The sequence below is a fragment of the Streptomyces sp. NBC_00414 genome, from assembly GCF_036038375.1.
Classification (GTDB): Bacteria; Actinomycetota; Actinomycetes; order Streptomycetales; family Streptomycetaceae; genus Streptomyces.
Window position 1 is genome coordinate 7,901,159 of record NZ_CP107935.1, and the last position, 20,817, is coordinate 7,921,975.

The 20,817-nt window shown below is 71.2% G+C and carries 18 protein-coding genes; 13 read left to right on the forward strand and 5 right to left on the reverse strand.

All coding sequences use genetic code 11. The annotated features are described in order from the left end of the window. Positions 1-19 precede the first annotated feature (19 nt). Both OHS59_RS34370 and OHS59_RS34375 read right to left on the reverse strand, forming a co-directional pair. Positions 20-1,666 (reverse strand): PucR family transcriptional regulator, encoded by a 1,647-nt coding sequence (locus OHS59_RS34370; protein WP_328497236.1) that lies wholly within the window; start codon positions 1,664-1,666, stop codon positions 20-22. Between the two features lie 85 nt (positions 1,667-1,751). Then, entirely contained in the window at positions 1,752-3,554 is a 1,803-nt protein-coding gene (locus OHS59_RS34375; RefSeq protein ID WP_328499468.1) for a glycoside hydrolase family 15 protein, read from the reverse strand. Positions 3,555-4,047: 493 nt separating this feature from the next. On the opposite strand from OHS59_RS34375, the gene OHS59_RS34380 reads away from it, so the two are divergent. The 11 genes from OHS59_RS34380 to OHS59_RS34430 all read left to right on the forward strand — a co-directional run bounded on the left by OHS59_RS34380 (position 4,048) and on the right by OHS59_RS34430 (position 17,259). Further along, positions 4,048-5,715 (forward strand): CTP synthase, encoded by a 1,668-nt coding sequence (locus OHS59_RS34380; RefSeq protein WP_328497237.1) that lies wholly within the window; start codon positions 4,048-4,050, stop codon positions 5,713-5,715. Positions 5,716-5,843: 128 nt separating this feature from the next. Beyond that, a complete protein-coding gene (locus OHS59_RS34385) occupies positions 5,844-6,470 on the forward strand; it encodes an NUDIX hydrolase (RefSeq protein WP_328497238.1) in 627 nt (208 codons plus the stop codon). 171 nt (positions 6,471-6,641) lie between these two features. After that, entirely contained in the window at positions 6,642-8,723 is a 2,082-nt protein-coding gene (locus tag OHS59_RS34390; RefSeq protein WP_328497239.1) for a tetratricopeptide repeat protein, read from the forward strand. A gap of 166 nt (positions 8,724-8,889) precedes the next feature. Further along, a complete protein-coding gene (gene ald, locus OHS59_RS34395) occupies positions 8,890-10,014 on the forward strand; it encodes an alanine dehydrogenase (RefSeq protein ID WP_328497240.1) in 1,125 nt (374 codons plus the stop codon). 423 nt (positions 10,015-10,437) lie between these two features. Next, positions 10,438-11,565, forward strand: coding sequence for a ParA family protein (locus OHS59_RS34400; RefSeq protein WP_079053143.1), 1,128 nt, complete (start codon positions 10,438-10,440; stop codon positions 11,563-11,565). Then, a complete protein-coding gene (locus OHS59_RS34405) occupies positions 11,550-12,125 on the forward strand; it encodes a hypothetical protein (RefSeq protein WP_328497241.1) in 576 nt (191 codons plus the stop codon). Before OHS59_RS34400 ends, OHS59_RS34405 begins: the two co-directional genes overlap by 16 nt. Positions 12,126-12,143: 18 nt before the next feature. Next, positions 12,144-13,178 (forward strand): segregation and condensation protein A, encoded by a 1,035-nt coding sequence (locus OHS59_RS34410; protein ID WP_328497242.1) that lies wholly within the window; start codon positions 12,144-12,146, stop codon positions 13,176-13,178. Continuing rightward, the gene (scpB, locus tag OHS59_RS34415) at positions 13,175-13,831 is read left to right on the forward strand and encodes an SMC-Scp complex subunit ScpB (RefSeq protein WP_328497243.1); all 657 of its coding nucleotides are present in this window, start codon (positions 13,175-13,177) and stop codon (positions 13,829-13,831) included. Before OHS59_RS34410 ends, scpB begins: the two co-directional genes overlap by 4 nt. Next, positions 13,831-15,129 carry a pseudouridine synthase gene (locus OHS59_RS34420; RefSeq protein ID WP_328497244.1) on the forward strand — a complete coding sequence of 433 codons (1,299 nt, stop codon included), beginning with the start codon at positions 13,831-13,833 and terminating at the stop codon, positions 15,127-15,129. The genes scpB and OHS59_RS34420 overlap by 1 nt, the downstream gene beginning before the upstream one ends. Before the next feature lie 298 nt (positions 15,130-15,427). Next, positions 15,428-16,243 carry an NUDIX hydrolase gene (locus tag OHS59_RS34425; protein ID WP_328497245.1) on the forward strand — a complete coding sequence of 272 codons (816 nt, stop codon included), beginning with the start codon at positions 15,428-15,430 and terminating at the stop codon, positions 16,241-16,243. Continuing rightward, a complete protein-coding gene (locus OHS59_RS34430) occupies positions 16,240-17,259 on the forward strand; it encodes an ADP-ribosylglycohydrolase family protein (protein ID WP_328497246.1) in 1,020 nt (339 codons plus the stop codon). The genes OHS59_RS34425 and OHS59_RS34430 overlap by 4 nt, the downstream gene beginning before the upstream one ends. A gap of 60 nt (positions 17,260-17,319) precedes the next feature. Here OHS59_RS34430 and OHS59_RS34435 read toward each other — a convergent pair whose 3' ends face one another. The 3 genes from OHS59_RS34435 to OHS59_RS34445 all read right to left on the reverse strand — a co-directional run bounded on the left by OHS59_RS34435 (position 17,320) and on the right by OHS59_RS34445 (position 19,114). Then, a complete protein-coding gene (locus tag OHS59_RS34435) occupies positions 17,320-17,772 on the reverse strand; it encodes a Rieske (2Fe-2S) protein (protein ID WP_328497247.1) in 453 nt (150 codons plus the stop codon). Beyond that, the gene (locus tag OHS59_RS34440) at positions 17,769-18,353 is read right to left on the reverse strand and encodes a DUF6529 family protein (RefSeq protein ID WP_328497248.1); all 585 of its coding nucleotides are present in this window, start codon (positions 18,351-18,353) and stop codon (positions 17,769-17,771) included. Before OHS59_RS34440 ends, OHS59_RS34435 begins: the two co-directional genes overlap by 4 nt. 86 nt (positions 18,354-18,439) lie before the next feature. Continuing rightward, complete coding sequence (locus OHS59_RS34445; protein ID WP_328497249.1) at positions 18,440-19,114, reverse strand: hypothetical protein; 675 nt, start codon at positions 19,112-19,114, stop codon at positions 18,440-18,442. A 218-nt stretch (positions 19,115-19,332) separates the two neighbouring features. On the opposite strand from OHS59_RS34445, the gene aroH reads away from it, so the two are divergent. Then, on the forward strand, positions 19,333-19,695 hold the full coding sequence (gene aroH, locus OHS59_RS34450) for a chorismate mutase (protein WP_328497250.1): 363 nt from the start codon (positions 19,333-19,335) through the stop codon (positions 19,693-19,695). After that, positions 19,692-20,777, forward strand: coding sequence for a prephenate dehydrogenase (locus OHS59_RS34455; RefSeq protein ID WP_328497251.1), 1,086 nt, complete (start codon positions 19,692-19,694; stop codon positions 20,775-20,777). Before aroH ends, OHS59_RS34455 begins: the two co-directional genes overlap by 4 nt. The last annotated feature ends 40 nt before the right edge of the window (positions 20,778-20,817 follow it).

The window sequence follows — 20,817 nt, forward strand, 5'->3', positions numbered from 1 at the left end:
GCGAGGCGGCGGCCCGCGGTCACGGGACGAGTCTGCGGGCCCGCAGCGCGAGGCTCAGCGCCAGGACCGTCTGCGGGTCGTCGAGGTCCGTCCCGAGCAGCTCCCCGATCCGCGCGAGCCGGTTGTAGAGCGTCTGCCGGTTGAGGTGCAGCTCGCGCGCGGTCTCCGCCTTGCGGCCCGCGTGCGCCAGATACGTCTCCAGGGTGGGCAGCAGCGGCGGCTTCGAGCGGTTGTCGTGGTCGCGCAGGGGGCCGATCGCGCGGTCCACGAAGGCGGCCAGGTCCGAATGCCCCCGCAGCCGCCACAGCAGCAGGTCGATGTCCAGGCGCCGCGCGTCGTACCAGGGCCGGTCGGACAGCCCCTGGGCCGCCGTCGCCGTCTCGGCCGCGTGCCGCAGGCCCGCCGAGGCGGCCGCCCAGCCGCCCGCCACGCCGACCACCACGACCGGCGGCTGCGCTCCCGGCCGCTGCGTACCCGCCCGCTCCACACCAGCCCGCAGCGCCGCGGCGACCCGGTCGGCGACCGTGGTCCGCTCGGACTCGGCGCGCAGTCCCACCAGCAGCGGTACCCGGCCCTCCACGGGGCGAACGCCCAGCAGGACCGGTACACCCACCGAGGCCAGCTCCTCGGCGACCGCGCGTGCCAGCACGGCCCAGCCGCCGCCGGGGGACAGCCCGTCGGCGAGGCGCATGACGACCGGCAGCAGCGGGCTCCCGCCGGGCCTGAACCCGAGGACCCGGGCCTGCGCGGGCGCGTCCCCGGCCGCGATCCGGCCCTCGGCGAGGTCGGTGAGGAAGTCGCCGCGCCCACGCGCCGCCAGCTCCTCCTCCTGACGGGCCTGCATCAGGACCACGGCGAGGACGCCCGCCGCGCGTTCCGTCGCGATCCGGTGCACGGGCGCGAGCGGGGTGTTGACGGGGAGGAGGACGAGCCGGGCCCGGACGGACCCGGGGCCGTCGCCCTGCCCGCCGCCGGGCACGTCCACGAGGACCGTACCGGCGGGCGGACCTGCCTTGTGCTGGCCGCGCAGCCCCTCCCACACCTGGAGCGGGTCGGCGTTCGCGGGGCCGGCCCCGGCGGCGTACAGGAGCTGTCCGTCCGGGGTCTCCAGGAAGACCGGGTTGCCGGCGAAGTCGGCGAGGATGCCGAGGACCTGGGGGATGCCACCGCCGCCGAGCAGGGCCTGTGTGCAGCGCCGGTGGACCTCCTCGGCGCGCTGGAGCAGTGCGTAGTGGCCGTTGACGATCTCGGTGTGGACTTCCTCCGTGACCGTCACGAACGCCACCTCGCGGTGCAGCTGCACCAGCGGCAGACCGGCCGTGCGCGCCGTCTCCACGAGCGCGGCGGGCAGTTTCGTGAAGCGCGGACCCAGCTCCACGACCAGGGCCGCGATACCGCGCTCGGCGAGGGTGCGGACGAAGGCGCGCTGGTCGGCGGGGCGGGTGCCGAGCCCGTATCCGGTGGTCAGGAGCAGTTCGCCGCCCTTGAGCAGCGAGGCGATGTTCGGCACCTCGCCCGCGTGCACCCAGCGCACGGTGCGGCCCAGCCGGTCGGCGCCCGCCAGGATCTCCGGCAGGCCACCGCGCAGCCCGGGCAGTTCCAGGGCCCGCTGCACGGTGATCCCGCCGCTGTGCTGCGTGTCCGGCGTGTCGGTACGGCTGTCCATGACCGGACGCTACCCCGTCCGCCACCTGCCGTGACGCGCCGGACGGGGCTCGCACGGGCGCCCTCAGCGCCCTCCCGGCCTCTCCTCAGCCGCCGTACGCCCCGGACGCCGTCAGGCGCAGGGCCGTGTCGATCAGCGGCACATGGCTGAACGCCTGCGGGAAGTTGCCCACCTGGCGCTTGAGACGCGGGTCCCACTCCTCCGCGAGGAGGCCCAGGTCGTTGCGCAGGGCCAGCAGCTTCTCGAAGAGCTTGCGGGCCTCGTCCACGCGGCCGATCATCGCGAGGTCGTCCGCCATCCAGAACGAGCAGGCCAGGAACGCCCCTTCGTCGCCCTCCAGGCCGTCCACGCCCGCGTCGTCGCCGGAGGTGGGGTAGCGCAGGATGAAGCCGTCCGAGGTGGACAGCTCGCGCTGGATGGCCTCGATCGTGCCGATCACGCGCTTGTCGTCCGGGGGCAGGAAGCCCATCTGCGGGATCAGCAGCAGCGAGGCGTCCAGCTCCTTGGAGCCGTACGACTGCGTGAAGGTGTTGCGCTCCTTGTCGTAACCCTTCTCACAGACGTCCCGGTGGATGTCGTCGCGCAGCTCGCGCCACTTCTCCAGCGGGCCGTCGGCGTCCCCGGACTCGATGAGCTTGATCGTGCGGTCGACGGCGACCCACGCCATCACCTTCGAGTGGACGAAGTGACGGCGCGGCCCGCGCACCTCCCAGATGCCCTCGTCCGGCTCGTCCCAGTGGTCCTCCAGGTAACGGATCAGCTTGAGCTGGAGGAGCGAGGCGTAGTCGTTGCGGGCCAGACCCGTCATGTGGGCCAGGTGCAGGGCCTCCGTCACCTCGCCGTACACATCCAGTTGGAGCTGGTTCGCCGCGCCGTTCCCGACGCGTACGGGACCTGAGTTCTCGTACCCGGGCAGCCAGTCGAGCTCCGCCTCGCCCAGCTCACGCTCGCCCGCGATGCCGTACATGATCTGCAGGTTCTCGGGGTCGCCCGCGACGGCGCGCAGGAGCCATTCGCGCCAGGCGCGGGCCTCCTCGCGGTAGCCGGTGCGCAGCAGCGACGACAGCGTGATCGCCGCGTCCCGCAGCCACGTGTAGCGGTAGTCCCAGTTGCGGACCCCGCCGATCTCCTCCGGGAGGGAGGTCGTGGGAGCGGCGACGATGCCGCCGGTCGGCGCGTACGTCAGCGCCTTGAGCGTGATCAGCGAGCGGACCACGGCCTCGCGGTACGGCCCGTGGTACGTGCACTGCGCCACCCAGTCGCGCCAGAACTCCTCGGTGGCCTCCAGGGCCTGCTCCGGCTCGGGGAGCGCGGGCGGCTGCTTGTGCGAGGGCTCCCAGGAGATGGTGAACGCGATCCGCTCACCCGGCGCGACCGTGAAGTCCGAGTACGTCGTCAGGGCCTTGCCGTAGGTCTCGCACTCCGTGTCGAACCACACGGAGTCGGGGCCGGCGACGGCCACGGTGCGCCCCTCGTGCTTGTGGACCCACGGCACCACACGCCCGTACGAGAAACGCATCCGCAGCGCGGAGCGCATCGGGACGCGGCCCGTGACGCCCTCGACGATCCGGATCAGCTGGGGAGCGCCGTCACGCGGGGGCATGAAATCGGTCACTCGGACCGTGCCCCGTGAGGTGTCCCACTCGGATTCGAGGATCAGCGAGTCGCCGCGGTAGTGACGGCGGACCGCCGTCGGTGGTGCGGCGTCTGCGGCATGCGCGGGGCCGAGTCGCCAGAACCCGTGCTCCTCCGTGCCGAGCAGTCCCGCGAAGACGGCGTGGGAGTCGAAGCGGGGGAGGCACAGCCAGTCCACCGTGCCGTCCCTGCAGACCAGCGCGGCCGTCTGCATGTCTCCGATAAGTGCGTAGTCTTCGATGCGCCCGGCCACGTGCAACTCCAGTCGAACGGCCACGTCGCCCCGATGGGGCGGTGTTCTTGCGGTCAGAGGATCATTGGTAAAGCGTCGTTGCGGAACGTCAGTTGTCGCGTGTCACGCATGTCAATGGTTGCAGCGATTGTCTTCGCGAGGCGAACTGACGAGCTCTTGGCCCAGGAATACCGGCGGGGTGGTGCCGTTCGCCCGCCTGGCTCGGCAGCGAGTGTCCGAGCAGGATACGACGCACGATGATGTTCCGCGCGCCCCTCCCGACAACCCGTCTGGGCCGAACGAGTGAGCACGGGTGTGGTGCGTGTCGACCCGTGTGCGGAGCGTGGCCGGAAGCGGCCTCGTCGCGTCGCTGATACCCTGGTAGCCCGTGGACCGGTGGACGCCCGAGCAGGAAAAGGGACCCCCGAACCGCAGCGACGGCACCTCCGGAAACCTCCGGGTCGGACAGCCGTACCGCAACCGATACCGCGACCACGGGAGCCCCCTCTTGGCCATGCCGCCCGCTGCTTTCCGAAGCAGCACCGCCACGACGACCAAGCACATCTTCGTCACCGGGGGTGTCGCCTCCTCCCTCGGCAAGGGTCTGACCGCCTCCAGCCTGGGCGCGCTGCTCAAGGCACGGGGTCTGCGGGTCACCATGCAGAAGCTCGACCCGTACCTGAACGTCGACCCCGGCACGATGAACCCCTTCCAGCACGGTGAGGTGTTCGTCACCAACGACGGGGCCGAGACCGACCTCGACATCGGGCACTACGAGCGTTTCCTGGACGTCGACCTGGACGGCTCCGCCAACGTCACCACCGGGCAGGTGTACTCCACGGTCATCGCCAAGGAGCGCCGCGGCGAGTACCTCGGTGACACCGTGCAGGTCATCCCGCACATCACGAACGAGATCAAGCACCGCATCCGCCGGATGGCCACCGACGACGTCGACGTCGTCATCACGGAGGTCGGCGGCACGGTCGGCGACATCGAGTCGCTGCCGTTCCTGGAGACCGTCCGCCAGGTCCGTCACGAGGTCGGCCGCGACAACGTGTTCGTGGTCCACATCTCGCTCCTCCCGTACATCGGCCCCTCCGGGGAGCTGAAGACGAAGCCGACCCAGCACTCGGTTGCGGCACTGCGCAACATCGGTATCCAGCCGGACGCGATCGTCCTGCGCGCCGACCGCGAGGTGCCCACCGCGATCAAGCGCAAGATCTCGCTGATGTGCGACGTCGACGAGGACGCCGTCGTCGCCTGTCCCGACGCCCGCTCGATCTACGACATCCCGAAGGTCCTGCACACCGAGGGCCTGGACGCCTATGTCGTGCGCAAGCTGGACCTGCCGTTCCGTGACGTGGACTGGTCGACCTGGGGCGACCTGCTCGACCGGGTCCACAACCCGCTGCACGAGATCCACATGGCGCTCGTCGGCAAGTACATCGACCTGCCCGACGCCTACCTCTCGGTCACCGAGGCGCTGCGCGCGGGCGGCTTCGCCAACAAGGCCCGCGTGAAGATCAAGTGGGTCGCCTCGGACGACTGCAAGACCCCGGCGGGCGCCGCCAAGCAGCTCGGCGACGTCGACGCGATCTGCATCCCCGGCGGCTTCGGCGACCGCGGTGTGGCCGGCAAGGTCGGCGCCATCCAGTACGCCCGCGAGAACAAGATCCCGCTGCTCGGTCTCTGCCTGGGCCTGCAGTGCATCGTGATCGAGGCCGCGCGCAACCTCGCCGACATCGCGGACGCCAACTCCACCGAGTTCGACTCCGCCACCGGCCACCCGGTCATCTCCACGATGGCCGAGCAGCTGGACATCGTCGCGGGCGACGGCGACATGGGCGGCACGATGCGCCTGGGCATGTACCCCGCCAAGCTCGCCGAGGGCTCCATCGTGCGCGAGGTCTACGACGGCAAGGAGTACGTCGAGGAGCGGCACCGCCACCGCTACGAGGTGAACAACTCCTACCGCGCCGAGCTGGAGAAGAAGGCCGGTCTGCAGTTCTCCGGCACCTCCCCGGACGGCAAGCTCGTGGAGTTCCTGGAGTACCCGCGCGAGATCCACCCGTACCTGGTCGCGACGCAGGCGCACCCCGAGCTGCGCTCGCGCCCGACCCGGCCGCACCCGCTGTTCGCGGGTCTGGTCAAGGCCGCGGTGGAGCGCAAGACGGCCAAGTAGCGAGCGGGACGAGGGTTGTACGGTTGCCGGGGTACGCGTCTTTTGGGGCGCGTGCCCCGGTTTTCGCCGTGTGGGATTTCTGTTGCGGCACAGGTTCGTGTTCGTGCGTGTGGGAGGAACAAGTCGACATGACCATCAAGGACACCGCCGAGGAGTGGCAGGTCAGGGCGACCGAGACCCCATTCACCGGCAACAAGACCTCCGTGCGCACCGACGACGTGGTCATGCCCGACGGGTCGGTCGCCCGGCGGGACTACCAGGTGCACCCCGGTTCGGTGGCCGTCCTCGCCCTGGACGACGAGGGGCGCGCCCTGGTCATCCGCCAGTACCGGCACCCCGTGCGTCACAAGCTCTGGGAGATCCCGGCCGGCCTGCTCGACGTCCCGGGCGAGAACCCCCTGCACGCCGCGCAGCGCGAGCTGTACGAGGAGGCGCACGTCAAGGCCGAGGACTGGCGGGTGCTCACCGACGTGTTCACCACGCCCGGCGGCTGCGACGAGGCCGTCCGGATCTTCCTCGCCCGCGATCTGTCCGAGGCGGAGGGACAGCGCTTCGAGGTCGAGGACGAGGAGGCCGACATGGAGCTCTCCCGGGTCCCGGTCGACGAGCTGGTGCGCGGAGTCCTCGCCGGTGAGCTGCACAACAACTGTCTCGTCGTGGGCGTCCTCGCGCTGACCGCCGCCCTCGCCGGAGAAGGTCTGGAGGCCCTGCGCCCCGCCGAGGCCCCGTGGCCCGCACGCCCGTTCGAGGCGTGATCCACTCCGGTGCGTGCAGACGGCCCACCGATGTGACGATCGCCTGATCCGATCGGGGGATGTGCCCGCCGCGCTCCGCACGGATCGTCGCAGAGCGTGAACTAGGCTCTGAAAACGCCCCGTCCGGAGTCCCGGCGGGCTTGCGCGCGCAGTGGGACGGGAGTGTGGCCCGTGACGGATCAGGCGGTGGATGCCGGCGGCACGACGGTGTCGGAGAAAGGGCGGCGCCCGGCTGCCGAAACCGCCCTCACGGGGGGTCAGTTCCTCGGCCGTACAAGAGAGTTGAAAGAACTACGGGCCGACATCGACCGGGCGGGCCTGGACACCCTCGCCGGACGGAAGGCGCCACGCGCGCGTGTGCTGCTCATCGCCGGCAGGCCCGGATCCGGCCGGACCGCGCTCGCCGAGGAGCTCGTACGGCAGGTCGCGGACAGTTACCCGGACGGTGTCCTGCGAGCCCGGCTCACCGAGCCCGACGGCACCCCCGTACCGACCGAACGAACCGCGCGTGACCTGCTCACCGCACTCGAACTGCTCGCCCCGGCCGGAGCCGACGAGGACGACCTCTCCGAGCGGCTGCGCGAGGCGCTCGCCACCCGCAGGACCGTGCTCCTGCTAGACGACGCGGCGGACGCGGAACAGGTCGACGCGCTCCTCCCGGAGACCCCGGACTGTCTCGTCGTCGCCGTCTCCGGCGGGCCGCTGACCGGGATCTCGGACGTCCGCCCCTGCACCCTCGGGGGAATGGACACCAAGTCCGCACTCGAACTCCTCGACCGGTACACCGGCTCCGTACGCATCACCGTGGACCCGCGCGCCGCCGAAGGACTCGTGGAGATCTGCGCCGCCCAGCCCGCGGCGCTCGTCCTCGCCGGGGCCTGGCTCGCCCACCGGCCCAAGTCGGCCGTCGCCGACCTCGCCAAGCAACTGCACACCGACGGTGACGACGGCCCGATCCTGGAGCGCGTCTTCCGGCTCACGTACACCGCCCTGCCGTCGGCCGCCGCGCGGATACTGCGACTCCTCTCGCTCGCCCCCGCCGGGCTCGTCGACCCGCACACCGCGTCCGCGCTCGCCGGCTGCTCGGTCGGCGCCGCCCGCACCACCCTGGACGACTTCACGAAACTCGGTCTCGTCCGGGCCGTGGAGTCGCCGCTGCCGCAGTACGAGGTGCCCGGCTGCCTGTTTCCCCTGCTGCGCTCGCTCACCGAGACCGAGGACCGCGCGGCCGAGCTCCAGCTGGCCCGCGCCCGCATGCTGGAGCGGACCGTACGGCTCCTGGTGTCCTGCCGGGCCATCACCGAGACCGACAGCTCGCCCGCCCGCGAGAAGCTCGCCGGGATGCCCCGCGCGCTGCGCTTCCCGAACCCCCGGGCCGCCGCCGACTGGCTGCGCATCCGGCAGCCCGCGCTGCTGGCCGCCGCCCGCCTCGCGGTCTCCGACGGCGAGCTGGACACCCTGGCCCGCCGCCTGATGGCCGCCCTGGTCAGAGCACTGGTCGCGCATGTCGGTACGCGGGCCGCGGCGCCCGAGCTGTACGGCATCCACCGGCTCGTCCTGGACGTCGCCGAGCGCCGGAACCTGCCCCGTGAGAAGGCCGCCGCGCTGCTGAACCTCGCCGACCTGGACGCCCAGACGGGGCGTACGACGGACGCGCTGGCCCGCTACCGGGCCGCGCTGGACGCCGGACGTGAGGCGAACGACCCCTACGCGACCGGCCGCGCGATGGAATCCGTAGGTGGCGCCCACCAGGAGCTGGGCGACTACGACCGGGCCGCCGACTGGTACGGCCGCGCGCTCGCCCAGCGACTCGCCCGCGACGAGCGCGCGGACGCCGCCAGACTGCACGGCCGGATCGCGACCGTGCACACCTACGCGGGCCGCTACGGCGAGGCGCTGCGCAACTGGCGCTCCGCGGTCACCGGGCACCGCAGGACCGGGGATGTGGCGGGCCAGGCAAGGGCGTTGAGCGAGATGGCGCGGGTGCAGGAGTACGCGGGCCGGCCCGAGGAATCACTCGTCACCTGCCAGGAGGCGGCCGACTGGGCGCGCCGCGCCGACGACGTCCGGCTGCAGGCCGCGCTGCAGCTCCGGCTGGCCGACACGCTCGACCGGCTGGGGGATCCGACGGCCGCCCGGCTGCACCGCGCCGCGGCCGAACGAATGCTGGGTGATGAGCTCCCGGAGAGCGCATCAATGAAGGAACAGGACCGCAACACCTACGAAATCCGTAGTGCATCCGAAGAAGATTGATGCTTTGAAAGGCTAGACACAGAGAATCCCTTCATTAGACTGGCTCCGCCGCGTCCTTACGTGGTGTTCCCCGGTGTGCTCCCGTGCATCCGGGTATGTCAGGCATCGTCATGCATTGCGCTGCCTGGCCCGGAACCCCTCTGCATCCCTTCTGAGCCAAGGAACCGTGATCGACGTGAAGGTCGGCATCCCCCGCGAGGTCAAGAACAACGAGTTCCGGGTGGCCATCACCCCCGCCGGCGTGCACGAGCTGGTGCGCCACGGCCACCAGGTCCTCATCGAGCGCGACGCCGGTGTCGGCTCCTCGATCACGGACGAGGAGTTCGTCGCCGCCGGCGCGCGGATCGTCGCCACCGCCGACGAGGTCTGGGCCGCCGCGGACCTGCTGCTGAAGGTCAAGGAGCCCATCGCCGAGGAGTACCACCGCCTCCGCAAGGACCAGACGCTCTTCACCTACCTGCACCTGGCCGCGTCCAAGGAGTGCACGGACGCCCTCCTGGAGTCCGGCACCACGGCGATCGCATACGAAACGGTCGAGCTGCCCAGCCGCGCGCTGCCGCTGCTCGCCCCGATGTCCGAGGTCGCCGGCCGCCTCGCCCCGCAGGTCGGCGCCTATCACCTGATGCGCGCCAACGGCGGCCGGGGTGTCCTGCCCGGCGGTGTCCCGGGCGTGCTGGCCGCCCGCGCCGTGGTCATCGGCGGCGGGGTCTCCGGCTGGAACGCGGCGCAGATCGCCATCGGCATGGGCTTCCACGTGACCCTGCTCGACCGCGACATCAACAAGCTCAAGGAAGCCGACAAGATCTTCGGCACGAAGATCCAGACGGTCGTCTCCAACGCCTTCGAGCTGGAGAAGGCGTGCCTGGAGGCGGACCTCGTCATCGGTGCCGTGCTCATCCCCGGCGCCAAGGCCCCGAAGCTGGTCACCAACGAGCTCGTGTCACGAATGAAGCCCGGAAGTGTCCTTGTCGACATCGCCATCGACCAGGGTGGCTGCTTCGAGGACTCGCGTCCGACCACTCACGCGGAGCCGACCTTCCCGGTCCACAACTCGGTCTTCTACTGCGTCGCCAACATGCCGGGCGCGGTGCCCAACACCTCGACGTACGCGCTCACCAATGCCACGCTGCCGTACATCGTGGAGGTCGCGAACCGCGGCTGGGTCGAGGCGCTGCGCCGTGATCCCGCGCTCGCCAGGGGTCTCAACACGCATGACGGCAAGGTTGTTTACCGTGAGGTCGCGGAGGCCCACGGCCTGGAGCACGCCGAGCTGGAGACCCTGCTGGGCTGACCTTCCCGCCGGGTTCGTCCCGGTTCGGAAGGCGGCTTCCCGGCCGACAAAAGGCGATTCGTCAACAGAGGTCGTCAACATCGCACGTACGGCCGGACCTTGTCCCACAAGGGCCGGCCGGATGTGTGTCGGGTCACTTTGCGAGACTCGTTCAACTCGCCTCGAACGTAACCCTTGAACCGTTTCGCACACCCCTGAAACCTGCCGTGCGACGCCCTTACGCCCTTGACAGAGGGGTGTTCCGTCGCCGACACATCGGGCCGGGTCCGGCGGATTGTGTTGCTGCGGAGCGGTGACACGCCATAGAGTCGCCAACCGTCGGCATGGTGCCACGCTGACCTATCTAGAAGTTTCCTGGTCACCAAGGAGGTAAGACGACTTGTGAATGAGTCGACATTTACTCCCGGGGGTGGTCAACCAGGAATGCCTGCGCAGGGCTCAAGGCCAACGGGGCTCGAAGCTGTCGGCTCCGTCGCTGTGCGAACCTTCGCAGCCCACCAGAGCCCGAAGATGACTCAGACAGCACACCAGAGCATGGATGGCCATCACGTGAACGCCATGGCCGGCAACGGAAGTGGCGAGAACCGCACCCACTTCGCCGACTACGACGACCTGCCCGAGGGGCACTTCTACGACCCCGACGCCGAGTACGAGCCCGATCCGGAGTACGCGGCCACGCTCGCGCCCGACGCGGCGCGCCAGCGGCGCGAGCGCATCGGCCCGACCGGGCGCCCGCTGCCGTACTTCCCGATCCCGGGCCCGCTGACCGACCACGGCCCCGCGAAGATCATCGCGATGTGCAACCAGAAGGGCGGCGTCGGCAAGACGACGTCGACCATCAACCTGGGTGCGGCACTCGCGGAATACGGACGCCGGGTCCTGCTCGTCGACTTCGACCCGCAGGGCGCACTGTCCGTGGGCCTCGGAGTCAACCCGATGGAGCTCGACCTCACCGTCTACAACCTGCTCATGGAGCGGGGCATGGCGGCCGACGAGGTGCTCCTGAAGACGGCGGTTCCGAACATGGACCTGCTGCCCAGCAACATCGACCTGTCCGCCGCCGAGGTTCAGCTGGTGAGCGAGGTCGCCCGCGAGTCCACCCTGCAGCGCGCCCTGAAGCCGCTGATGGCCGACTACGACTACATCGTGATCGACTGTCAGCCCTCGCTGGGCCTGCTCACCGTGAACGCGCTGACGGCCGCTCACAAGGTGATAGTGCCACTGGAGTGCGAGTTCTTCGCGTTGCGCGGGGTCGCGCTGCTCACCGAGACCATCGAGAAGGTCCAGGAGCGGCTCAACCCCGAGCTGGAGCTCGACGGCATCCTCGCCACGATGTACGACTCGCGGACCGTGCACAGCCGTGAGGTGCTCGCGCGCGTGGTCGAGGCGTTCGACGATCACGTGTACCACACGGTGATCGGCCGGACCGTCCGCTTCCCGGAGACCACGGTCGCCGGTGAGCCGATCACGACGTACGCCTCCAACTCCGTCGGCGCCGCCGCCTACCGTCAGCTCGCCAGGGAGGTGCTCGCCCGGTGTCACGCCGAGTGAGTCTGCCGGGGGCCGACGAACTGTTCCGTACGACCGGGGGGATGGCACTTCAGTCCTCCAGCCCGCGGCGTCCGGCCAACGGCGAGGCCCGGGTGCCCGCTCCGGCGGGCGAGAGCGACGCCGCGGCCGGGGAGAACGCGCCGCAGTCGGTGCCCGTGCGGGGCGGTGACGGCGAGGGCGACGAACATGTCGCGGCCGACGCCGACTCCGCCGACGGGGAGTCCCGGAGCCGGAGCGCCGCGGCGGACCGTTCCGGGCGACGGCCGGGGCCGCAGGAAGGTTCTGCCGGGGCCGGCGGGGGCGGGGCGCAGTCCCGCAAGCGCGGGCGGGCCCCCGGACGGCGGCCCAGCGGGCGCGAGCGGCACGACGAGAAGATCACGGTGTACGTGTCCGCCGAGGAGCTCATCGACCTCGAGCACGCGCGGCTGGTGCTCCGCGGGGAGCACGGGCTCGCGGTCGACCGCGGGCGGATCGTGCGGGAGGCTGTCGCGGTGGTTCTCGCGGATCTCGAATCCCGTGGGGACGCGAGCATTCTCGTACGACGGTTGCGTGGGCGGTAGCGGTAGCCTGCGAAGGCCATGACCTCGTCCGATGTCCCTCCGCCCACTGACCCCGCCTCTGTCTCCGGTGGGTCCGGTGGGCGGCGGCGTGCGTTGGGGAGGGGGCCCGGGGGTGGGCCCCCTGCGGAACCGCCCGCGGCGGGCCCGTCGGTGGCTGAGGACGGCACCTCGGCCGCGGACCGTGGTGGGCACGGCGCCGCGGCGGCGGAGCCGGAAAGTGAGCCCGAGCCGGACGACGGGGTCTTCAAGGTTCGGCTGGTGAACTTCGAAGGGCCCTTCGATCTGCTGCTTCAGTTGATCTCCAAGCACAAGATGGATGTCACCGAAGTGGCGCTCTCCAAGGTCACCGACGAGTTCATGGCGCACATCCGGGCGATGGGGCCGGACTGGGATCTCGACCAGACGACCGAGTTCCTGGTCGTCGCGGCGACCCTGCTCGATCTGAAGGCCGCCCGGCTGCTGCCCTCCGCCGAGGTCGAGGACGAGGGCGACCTGGCGCTCCTCGAGGCCCGCGACCTGCTCTTCGCCCGGCTGCTGCAGTACCGCGCGTACAAACAGATCGCCGACATCTTCAACCGCCGCCTCGACGAGGAGGCGCGCCGCTACCCCCGTACCGTCGGCCTGGAGCCGCACCACGCCGAGCTGCTGCCCGAAGTGGTCATCAGCATCGGGGCGGAAGGATTCGCCAAGCTCGCCGTGAAGGCGATGCAGCCCAGGCCCAGGCCCCAGGTGTACGTCGACCACATCCACGCGCCGCTCGTGAGCGTGCAGGAGCAGGCCGCGATCGTGGTGGCGCGGCTGCGGGAGCTCGGCGAGGCCAGTTTCCGCTCGCTCGTCGAGGACGTCGACGACACCCTCACCGTCGTGGCGCGTTTCCTGGCCCTTCTGGAGCTCTATCGGGAGAAGGCGGTCTCCCTGGACCAGGAGGAGGCTCTGGGGGACCTGGTGGTGCGCTGGACGGGCGGGGAGGGGGATGCGCAGCCGGCGGTGACGGACGAGTTCGACCGGCCGCCGGATCCGGTCCGGGATCCTGTCGAGGAGGAGAAGGTGTGAGCGAGGACACCACCGGAGCCCCCGCGGGGGTGCACAGCGTCGCGGATCTCGGCCTTCGGCCCGCGCTGGAGGCCGTCCTCATGGTCGTGGACGAGCCCGCCACCGAGGAGCATCTCGCGAAGATCCTGGAGCGGCCCAGGCGGCAGATCGCGGACGCGCTGCGTGCGCTGGCCGACGAGTACACCGTGCAGGGGCGCGGCTTCGAGCTGCGACTCGTCGCCGGCGGCTGGCGGTTCTACAGCCGGCCCCGGTACGCGGCGGCCGTCGAGCGCTTCGTCCTGGACGGCCAGCACGCCCGGCTCACCCAGGCCGCGCTGGAGACGCTGGCGGTGGTCGCGTACCGGCAGCCGGTCAGCCGATCGAGGGTCTCCGCGGTCCGCGGAGTGAACTGCGACGGCGTGATGCGCACCCTCCTTCAGAGGGGTCTGGTCCAGGAGGCGGGCGCGGAACCCGAAACAGGTGCGATCCTGTACAGGACGACGAACTACTTCCTGGAGCGAATGGGCCTGCGTGGCCTGGACGAACTCCCGGAGCTCGCGCCCTTCCTTCCGGAGGCGGACGCGATCGAGGCAGAGACGCTGGAAGGGGTCCCGTCGTTCGATCCGGATGCGCCGGACGCAGATGCAGACGACACGACGACGACGGAACTTTGATGCGAAGCAGTGGCAGTGGCAGCGGCAGTAACAGCGGCGGGCGCGGCAACCCCCGCGGGACCGGCGGGGGCGGTGGCTCCCGTGGCTCCGGCGGTGGGGGCGGCAACTCCCGTGGCTCCGGCGGCGGAGGCGGTAACCCCCGTGGCTCCGGCGGCGGAGGCGGTAACCCCCGCGGGTCCGGCGGTCGTGGCTCCGGTGGCGGTGGCCCGCGCGGCGCCGGCAGCGGTGGCCCCCGTACCTCCGGCAGCGGATTCAGCTCCAGGGGGCCCGCCGGCGGCTCCCAGCAGAACGGCGCGGGAGGGCCCGACGACAGGCCGAAGCGCCCCAGCAAGCCCCGTCCCGAGGAGCGCCGCTACGACGTAGGCCCCGGCGCCACCCACGAGGGTGCGAAGTCCGGGCGCGGCAGCTCGGCCCGCGGTGGCGCCAAGGGCGGCCCCAAGCAGGGCCAGCAGCGCGGCGGCCGTACGGAGAACGCGCGCTCCCGTGAGTTGGAGACGCGTACCGAGGAGCGCAACAGGGACCGGTACGCGGGCAAGCCCGACGCCAAGACGGTCAAGACCTTCCCGGGTTCCGAGCAGGAGGGCGAGCGCCTGCAGAAGGTGCTCGCGCGCGCGGGCTACGGTTCGCGCCGTTCCTGCGAGGAACTGGTCGAGCAGTCCCGCGTCGAGGTCAACGGCGAGATCGTCGTCGAGCAGGGGATGCGCGTCGACCCGGAGAACGACGAGATCAGGGTCGACGGGCTGACCGTCGCCACGCAGTCGTACCAGTTCTTCGTGCTCAACAAGCCCGCCGGTGTCGTGTCCACCATGGAGGACAACGAGGGCCGTCAGTGCCTCGGTGACTACGTGACGAACCGCGAGACGCGGCTCTTCCACGTGGGACGGCTCGACACCGAGACCGAGGGCGTCATCCTGCTCACCAACCACGGTGAGCTGGCGCACCGCCTGACCCACCCCAAGTACGGCGTGAAGAAGGTCTACCTCGCGCACATCGTGGGCCCGATCCCGCGCGACCTGGGCAAGCAGCTCAAGGACGGCATCCAGCTGGAGGACGGGTACGCGAAGGCGGACCACTTCAGGGTCGTCGAGCAGACCGGCAAGAACTACATGGTCGAGGTGACGCTGCACGAGGGCCGCAAGCACATCGTGCGGCGCATGCTCGCCGAGGCCGGCTTCCCGGTCGAGAAGCTCGTACGCGTGTCCTTCGGGCCGATCGCCCTGGGCGACCAGAAGTCCGGCTGGCTGCGACGCCTGTCGAACACCGAGGTCGGGATGCTGATGCAGGAAGTCGGCCTCTAGGCACCTCCGCTTCTTCAGCACGCGTCCTGTTCGGCAGGCGTCCTGCTTCATCACGCGCCTTCTTCAGTACGCGCCTTCTTCAGTACGGCATCGGCCGGTTCCGGGATCTCCCGGGGCCGGCCGATGCGCGTTCGGGGCTTGTGGGCGCGCCCTCCGCGATTTATAGTCGTCCTGACCATTAAGGAAACGCCCTTGCCGGGCGCGGTCGGCGGAGCAGGGCCCACGGGGGTGGTCCCGGTCCCCGGCCGTCGCCCGGCAAGGTGTGCCGACGGCCGCCGAGGCCAGCTGAGGAGGGGGCATGGAGGGCTACGACAAGCACGCCTTCGAGCCCTTCGCCGTCACCGTCGATCTCGCGGTGTTCACGGTCCGGGCGGGCGCGCTCCAGGTGCTGCTGATCGAGCGGGGGCAGGAGCCGTACGCGGGGTGCCGGGCGCTGCCCGGGGGGTTCGTGCTGCCCGAGGAGTCCGCCGGGACGGCCGCCCGGCGGGAACTCGCCGAGGAGACCGGTCTGTCGGACGTCTCCGGGCTGCACCTGGAGCAGCTGCGCACGTACAGCGAGCCGGACCGTGATCCCCGGATGCGGGTGGTCTCCGTGGCGTACACCGCGCTGCTGCCCGACGCCCCCGAGCCGCGCGGCGGTGGCGACGCGGTGAGCGCGCACTGGCTGCCGTACGACGGACTCGGGCCGCTCGCATTCGACCACGACCGGATCCTCGCCGACGCCCGTGAACGGATCGGCGCGAAGCTGGAGTACACCTGCCTCGCCACCGCGTTCTGCCCGCCGGAGTTCACTCTCGGGGAGCTCCAGCAGGTCTACGAGACGGTGTGGGGGAGCGTGCTCGACCGCCCGAACTTCCGGCGCAAGGTCCTCGCCACGCCCGGATTCGTCGAGCCGGTGCCGGGTGCGGCGCGGCTGACCGGAGGCCGGGGCAAGCCTGCCGCGCTGTACCGGGCGGGGGACGCGACGGCGTTGCACCCACCGCTGCTGCGAGCCGCGCCTGTGCCGCCCCCGCAGTCTTCTTCGCCCCCGCCGTCCCCATCGCCCTCGTCCCCGCCCCCGCCCCCGCTTTCGTCCCCGTCCCCGTCCCCGTCTTCGAAAGGACGAACCTCATGACCACGACCGTCAGGAAGCAGGCCGCCACCGGGGCGCTGGTGGGGCTCGCCCTCGGGGACGCGCTCGGCCGCCCGACCGAGTTCAAGGACGTGCCCTCGATCCTTGCCGCGTTCGGGCCCTGGCGGGAACTGGAGCTGCCGGATCCCGCGTACATCACCGACGACACGCAGATGACGCTGGCGCTGGCGCGAGGGCTGCGGACGGCCATGGACCGGGGGCTGCTCGGGCCCAAGCGGCTGGAGCGGCCCGTCCGTGAGGAGTTCGTGGACTGGTACCGGTCACCGGAGAACAACCGTGCCCCGGGCCGTACCTGCCTCGTCGCCTGCGAGGAGCTGAAGCGCGAGGACCGGCTCTGGCAGGACGCCAGCCAGGTGGGGTCCAAGGGCTGCGGCGCCAACATGCGGGTGACGCCCCTCGGTCTGGCCCCCGGCCTCAGTGACGAACAGCGCGCGGGCGCCGCCCAGTTGCAGGCCGCCCTCACGCACGGCCACCCGACGGCTCTGGCCGCCTCCGACCTCACCGCGCACGCCGTACGGCTCCTCGCGCAGGGCGCCGAGCCCACGGGCCTGGTCGGACAGCTGCGGTCGTACGCGTACGAGAACCGGACGAGTTACCACGAGCGCTGGCTCGGTGACCTGTGGACCCGTGCCCAGGACCCGACGCCCACGCACTTCATCTCGCGGGGCTGGGACGAGTGCCTGGAGGTTCTGGAGCGGCTGCAGCGGGCCCTGCGGTCACCGTCGCCCGAGACGGACCCGTGCCTGGCCACCGGCGCCGGGTGGATCGCCGAGGAGGCGCTCGCCACCGGCCTGCTGTGTTTCCTGCTCTTCGTGGACGAGCCGGTGACGGCCCTGCGCCGGGCCGCCTGCACCTCGGGGGACTCGGATTCGATCGCGTGCCTGGCCGGCGCCTTCTCGGGGGCGTACCTCGGCGCCGACGCCTGGCCCGCGGAGTGGGCCGACCGGATCGAGCACCAGGGCGACCTGATTGCGCTGGGCGCGCTCTGGGACGCCTGACCGCCCGGCCGGCTCCGCCTGATCCGCCGCCCGGCTCGGCCTGATCGGCCGCGCGGCCGATCAGGCGAGGCTGATGGAGTCTCCGGTGACGGTGATCTGCTTCGCGGGGAGCGGCTTCGGTGCCGGTCCGCCGGCCACCGAGCCGTCGGCGACGCGGAACTTGCTGCCGTGACACGTGCAGTTGATCGTGCCGTCCGAGACATTGGCGACGACGCAGCCCTGGTGTGTACAGACCGCCGAGAAGGCCTTGAAGCCGCCCTTCTCCGGCTGGGTGACGACGACCTTCTCGTCCTTGAAGATCTTTCCGCCGCCGACCGGGACGTCGCCGGTCCTGGTGAGTTCCTTGCCGCCGGGTGCCGCCTCGCCCCCGCTCTCGCTGCCCGAGGGGGCCACGGAGGAGGCCTCCTCCGAATCGCCCCCGCTGTTCTCGTCCCCGTACTTGCTGCAGCCCAGGAGCAGCGCGCTCGCCGCGCCCGTCGCGAGCACCGTGCGCCGCGTCGAGGGATTCGTCATGTCGTCACTCCGAAGGTGCGGAAGAACCAGAGGGCGGAGGTCAGCCAGATCACCGTGAGGGCGGAGAAGACGAGCCCGCCGACGATCGGCAGCACCCAGCCGGGCAGTCGCTCCGAGCGGAGCAGCAGCATTTTGGCACTGAATGCACCGAAAAAGAAGCAACCCAGGAGTGAGTGCCACAAGACGCGCGGTTCGTATGTTTGATAGCCCAACGCGTACAGACAGTGCACCGCCACGGGCACCGCGACCAGGAACGCGATCCGGCCCGACCAGCGGTGCAGTACCCCTGACCAGCTAGGGCCCGGCAGGCGCCCGTACAGCATGAGCGCCGAGACGAGCTGGACGAGCGCGAAGCCCACCGCGACGGTGGCCAGCCAGGACTTCACCGCGCTCGTGCTGCTGAAGCCCGCCAGGTTGAAGGCGGTGCCCTCCGGGTCGTGCGTGTTCCCGTAGACGCCGAGGCCGACCGCGACGGCGCTCGCGACCAGGACGGGTACGAGATAACGGGCGGCTCCCTGGCCCCGGGGGGCGGGGTCGGGGGAGGGGAAGTTCTGGGTGGCGGCGTTCGGGTCCACGGTCATGGTCGGCTCCCTGCGGTCACGCGGTATGGGGCAAGGGGCGGAACGAAGAGCGAAGGGTCGGGAGGGTGGAGCGAAGGGTCAGGAGGTCACGGGGTCACGGGGCGGGCGGTGAGCTGCTCTCCCTCGACCGTCACGGCGCCGGTCTCCGGGTCGATACGGGGCGCGGGCCCGGCCTTGCCGTCCCGCTTGAGGATGCCGACCTGGCTGTCGTCCTGCAGCAGGATCCAGCCGCCGTCGATCTCGGTGTCGGCCACGGTGTCGGTGGCGCGGTACAGCGCGTTGGGCTTCAGGGACTTGGCGGCCGTGAAGCCGTAGTTCCGCTGCCCCATGTCGACGGTGCCGCGGATCCGTCTGCCGGTCAGCTCGCCGGTGAGGACCTGGCCCTTCTTGTTCGTGAGGCGCATGCTGCCGTCGGACTCGACGTCGCCCTTCAGCCACGACTCCTGGTCCCGGCCGTCGCAGAAGTACGCGACCGCCTTGCCCTCGCGCAGCGTCACCGCGACCGCGGAGGAGTCGTCGTCGGTGCGGCCCGCGTAGTCGCCGTTCGGCACGGCGGACCTCGACGGGCTGGGCGAGGGTGCCGGCTTGCTCGGTGTGACCGTGGCGGTCACCGCGGGTGCCGGGCTCGCCGATACGGCATCGGCGGCCGAGTCGCTCCCGGTCGACGTGCTGCGCGTCCCCGTGGTCGCGTTGAGCGACAGCATGAACAGGGCGAGCAGCAGTCCCGCGAGGAGCGTGAAAAGTGGTCCGGAACGCTTCATCGTGCCTCCCCCGAGGCGTGGCGCGGACAGCCTCACCATGCAAGCGGACCGCGGCTCCCGCGTCCAGAGGCGCACAGGAGCCACTTGACGGAGATTGGAAGAGCGAGGAGCGAGAAGGGGCGGCCGTCTCGGCAGGCGGGCGCCGCGCGTCGGGCCACCGGGGGCTGACTAGGCTGGACGCACCACAGCCGATCCGTACATCAGCGAGGAGCATCACCGTGGCGGTACGAGCGGTCCGGGGCGCCGTCCAACTGGAACGGGACGAAGCCGGTCACATGGATGAGCAGGTCAGCGAGCTGCTCACCGCCGTCCTGGAGCGGAACGGGCTGACCGCCGACGACCTGATCAGTATCTGGTTCACGGCGACACCCGACCTGCACAGCGACTTCCCGGCGGCCGCGGCGCGCAAGCTCGGCATCGTCGACGTGCCGCTGATCTGCGCGCAGGAACTGGACATCGAAGGGGCGATGCCCCGGGTGATACGAGTCCTCGCGCACATCGAGTCCGACCTGCCGCGCGCCGACATCGCGCATGTCTACCTGGGCGCCGCGGGCGCGCTGCGCAAGGACATCGCCCAGTGAGAACCGCACTCGTCATCGGCACCGGCCTCATCGGGACGTCGGCCGCGCTGGCCCTGACCGGGCGGGGCGTCGTCGTGCACCTCGCCGACCACGACCCGGGGCAGGCCCGTACGGCGGCGGCGCTCGGCGCCGGCACGGACGAGGAGCCCGCGGGCCCCGTCGACCTCGCGATCGTCGCCGCGCCGCCCGCGCACGTGGCAGCGGCGCTTGCCGCAGCGATGCGGGCCGGAGTCGCGCGCGCCTACCTCGACGTGGCCAGCGTCAAGGGCGGACCGCGCCGCGAACTGGAGTCGCTGGGGCTCGACCTGTCCGCGTACATCGGATCGCACCCCATGTCGGGCCGAGAGAAGTCGGGCCCCCTGGCCGCCACGGCCGAGCTCTTCGAGGGGCGGCCCTGGGTGCTGACGCCTACCCGGGACACCGACACCGAGGTGCTCAACCTCGCCCTTGAGCTCGTCTCGTTCTGCGGGGCGGTCCCGGTGGTGATGGACGCCGACGCCCACGACCGCGCCGTCGCGCTCGTCTCGCACATGCCGCACCTGGTGTCCAGCATGGTCGCCGCACGCCTGGAGAACGCCGAGGACGCCGCCGTACGCCTCTGCGGCCAGGGCATCCGCGACGTCACCCGGATCGCCGCGTCCGACCCGCGGATGTGGATCGACATCCTCTCCGCGAACCCCGGACCGGTCGCCGACCTCCTCGCGGACGTCTCCGCCGACCTGGACGAGACCGTGCAGGCCCTGCGCGCCCTCCAGTCCTCCGACGAGGCCAAGCGCCGTGCCGGCACCACCGGCATCGAGGACGTCCTGCGCCGCGGCAACGCCGGCCAGATCCGCGTCCCCGGCAAGCACGGCACCGCGCCCACCGTGTACGAGAGCGTCGTCGTCCTCATCGACGACCAGCCGGGCCAGCTGGCCCGCATCTTCGCCGACGCGGGCCGCGCGGGCGTCAACATCGAGGACGTACGCATCGAGCACGCGACCGGGCAGCAGGTCGGTCTGATGGAGTTGATGGTGAAGCCGTCGGCTGCGCCTGTGTTGACGGCGGCGTTGCGGGAGCGGGGTTGGGCGATCCGGCAGTAGGGCGGGGTGCCCGGGTGGCCCGGTGTCGGCGGTCGGAGCC

What these genes read in the sequence shown, in the direction of transcription:
- OHS59_RS34370 (WP_328497236.1), bottom strand. Translation starts at nt 1,666, where the DNA reads ATGGACAGCCGTACCGACACGCCGGACACGCAGCACAGCGGCGGGATC.
- OHS59_RS34380 (WP_328497237.1), top strand. Translation starts at nt 4,048, where the DNA reads ATGCCGCCCGCTGCTTTCCGAAGCAGCACCGCCACGACGACCAAGCAC.
- OHS59_RS34385 (WP_328497238.1), top strand. Translation starts at nt 5,844, where the DNA reads ATGACCATCAAGGACACCGCCGAGGAGTGGCAGGTCAGGGCGACCGAG.
- OHS59_RS34400 (WP_079053143.1), top strand. Translation starts at nt 10,438, where the DNA reads ATGCCTGCGCAGGGCTCAAGGCCAACGGGGCTCGAAGCTGTCGGCTCC.
- OHS59_RS34410 (WP_328497242.1), top strand. Translation starts at nt 12,144, where the DNA reads ATGACCTCGTCCGATGTCCCTCCGCCCACTGACCCCGCCTCTGTCTCC.
- OHS59_RS34420 (WP_328497244.1), top strand. Translation starts at nt 13,831, where the DNA reads ATGCGAAGCAGTGGCAGTGGCAGCGGCAGTAACAGCGGCGGGCGCGGC.
- OHS59_RS34425 (WP_328497245.1), top strand. Translation starts at nt 15,428, where the DNA reads ATGGAGGGCTACGACAAGCACGCCTTCGAGCCCTTCGCCGTCACCGTC.
- OHS59_RS34430 (WP_328497246.1), top strand. Translation starts at nt 16,240, where the DNA reads ATGACCACGACCGTCAGGAAGCAGGCCGCCACCGGGGCGCTGGTGGGG.
- OHS59_RS34435 (WP_328497247.1), bottom strand. Translation starts at nt 17,772, where the DNA reads ATGACGAATCCCTCGACGCGGCGCACGGTGCTCGCGACGGGCGCGGCG.
- OHS59_RS34440 (WP_328497248.1), bottom strand. Translation starts at nt 18,353, where the DNA reads ATGACCGTGGACCCGAACGCCGCCACCCAGAACTTCCCCTCCCCCGAC.
- OHS59_RS34445 (WP_328497249.1), bottom strand. Translation starts at nt 19,114, where the DNA reads ATGAAGCGTTCCGGACCACTTTTCACGCTCCTCGCGGGACTGCTGCTC.